The organism is Pseudomonas sp. A-1 (assembly GCF_004801855.1).
Classification (GTDB): domain Bacteria; phylum Pseudomonadota; class Gammaproteobacteria; order Pseudomonadales; family Pseudomonadaceae; genus Geopseudomonas.
Genome location: NZ_SSTC01000185.1, coordinates 1 through 2,496 on the forward strand (window position 1 = coordinate 1; position 2,496 = coordinate 2,496).

Annotated in this window: 2 protein-coding genes; both read left to right on the top strand. The window is 70.9% G+C overall.

Annotated elements, in window-relative coordinates:
• On the top strand, nucleotides 1-1,452 hold a 1,452-nt coding region (locus E5198_RS20920; RefSeq protein WP_136491829.1), incomplete at its 5' end, for a pilus (MSHA type) biogenesis protein MshL.
• Between the two features lie 4 nt (nucleotides 1,453-1,456).
• Nucleotides 1,457-2,395, top strand: coding sequence for an ExeA family protein (locus tag E5198_RS20925; protein ID WP_136491830.1), 939 nt, complete (start codon nucleotides 1,457-1,459; stop codon nucleotides 2,393-2,395).
• The last annotated feature ends 101 nt before the right edge of the window (nucleotides 2,396-2,496 follow it).

The window sequence follows — 2,496 nt, forward strand, 5'->3', positions numbered from 1 at the left end:
ACGCCGCCGCCGGCGGTGCAGGCCGCGCTGCTGCCGCCGCTGCTGCCGGAGGCGGCCGCAGCGGCCGGCGGACCGCGCTTCGACGTGGCGGTGCGCGACATGGACGCCCGCGAGTTCTTCCTCAGCCTGATGGACGGCGCCGGGCAGAACCTGGTGGTGCATCCGGACGTCACCGGCAGCATCACCTTCAGCCTGCGCAACGTCACCCTCGACGAGGTGCTCGCCGCGGTGCGCGACAGCTACGGCTACGACTTCCAGCGCACCAGCTACGGCTACCGCATCCTGCCCAACCAGCTGCTGACCCGCACCTACGACCTCAACTACCTGAACCTGCAGCGCCGCGGCGAAACCGATACCCGGGTCAGTTCCGGCACGGTCACCACCTCGGAGAACGCCAGCAGCGACAGCGACAGCGGCGGCACCACCACCAGCCAGGCCAGCACGGTCAACGCCAGCCAGGTGGTCACCACCAGCCAGGTCGACTTCTGGCGCGAGGTGGGCGACGTGGTCGGCGCGCTGATCGGCGACGAGCCGGGCAACAAGGTGGTGGTCAACCCGCAGGCCAGCCTGCTGGTGGTGCGCGCCTCCAGCGGCGACCAGCAGAACGTCGAGGCCTTCCTCGAGCAGGCCGAGCGCAACCTGCAGCGCCAGGTGATCCTCGAGGCGAAGATCCTCGAGGTGCGCCTGAGCGACCAGTTCCAGGCCGGCATCAACTGGACCCAGCTGGGCAAGGAGGGCAACAGCACCTTCGGGCTCGACCTCGATGGCGCCCAGCTGAGCGGGGCGCAGGGCATCGGCGGGGTGTTCAGCGCGGCGCTCGGCGTCGGCGACTTCAGCGGCCTGCTGCAGCTGCTGGAAACCCAGGGCCAGGTGCGCGTGCTGTCCAGCCCGCGCATCTCCACGCTGAACAACCAGAAGGCGGTGATCAAGGTCGGTACCGACGAGTACTTCGTCACCGACGTCTCCTCGTCCAACACCACCACCGTGGCCGGGGTTTCCGAGCCGACCCAGGACGTCACCCTGACGCCGTTCTTCTCCGGCATCTCGCTGGACGTGACCCCGCAGATCAACCAGCGCGAGGAGGTCACCCTGCACGTGCGGCCGACGGTGAGCCGCGTGCAGGACCAGAACAAGGTCATCACCCTGGGCCAGGACAAGGAACTCAACCTGCCGCTGGCGCTGTCCACCACCCGCCAGTCCGATTCCATCGTCCGCGCGCGCAACGGCCAGATGGTGGTGATCGGCGGCCTGCTCGAGGACATCAACGAGAACACCGACGCCAACGTGCCCTGGCTGTCCAGGCTGCCGTTCCTCGGCTGGCTCTTCCAGCAGCAGCGCAAGGACCTGGTGCGCAGCGAGCTGGTGATCCTCCTGCGTCCGCAGGTGATCGGCGCCGACACCTGGCTGGACGAACTGCAGAAGAGCGCGACCAGCTTCCGCGCGCTGAGGTAGGCGGATGTACCTGAGCTTCTTCGGCCTGCGCGAGAAACCCTTCGCCCTCACCCCCAACACCGCCTTCCTGGTGCGGCTGGCCCCCTACCAGGCCTGCCTCAACCTGCTGCGCGTGGCCTTGGGCGAGGGCGAGGGCTTCATCAAGGTCAGTGGCGAGGTCGGCACCGGCAAGACCCTGCTGTGCCGCGCGCTGCTCAACCTCCTCGGCGAGGAGCGCGGGCGCTGGCAGGTGGCCTGGATCCCCAACCCGGCCCTCGGCCCGCGCGAGCTGCGCCAGGCGCTGGCCCAGGAGCTGCACATCGCCGATGCCGAGCTGCTCGACGAGCACGGCCTGCTCGCCGCCCTCAACCGCCGGCTGATCGAGCTGGCCGGGCAGGGCCGGCGCACCGTGCTGCTGATCGACGAGGCCCAGGCCCTGCCGCCGCGCAGCCTGGAGGCGCTGCGCCTGCTCACCAACCTGGAAACCGAACACTGCAAGCTGCTGCAGGTGGTGCTGTTCGGCCAGCCCGAGCTGGACGCGCTGCTCGAGCGTGCCGAGTTCCGCCAGCTGCGCCAGCGCATCACCTTCTCCTACCGCCTGCGCCCGCTGGACCTGGCCGACACCCGCCGCTACGTCGAGGAGCGCCTGGTGCATGCCGGCTACCGTGGCGATCCGCTGTTCGATGCTGGCGCCCTGCGCCGGCTGGTCGCCGGCAGCGGCGGCATTCCGCGGCTGGTCAACATCCTCGCCCACAAGGCGCTGATGGCCGCCTTCGGCAGCGGCAGCCGCCGGGTGCGCGCCGGCCACGTGCAGCGCGCGCTGGAGGACACCGAGGGCGCCCGGCCGTTCCTGCAGCGTGCCGCCCTGCGCCTGGGCTGGGGCCTGGCCGGCGCCGGCGTGCTGCTGCTCCTGTTCGGCCTGTGGCCGTGGCTGCGCCCCTGGCTGCCGGGAGGCATGCCATGAGTCTGGTCAACGACATGCTGCGCGACCTCGAGGCGCGCCACGCGCCGCCGCTCGAGCGGGCGCCGCTGGAGGGCCTGCTGCCGGCCGACGAGGGCGCCGCG

Bases quoted from the DNA above. Each gene is read 5' to 3' on its own strand.
- E5198_RS20925 (WP_136491830.1), top strand. From the start codon at position 1,457: ATGTACCTGAGCTTCTTCGGCCTGCGCGAGAAACCCTTCGCCCTCACC.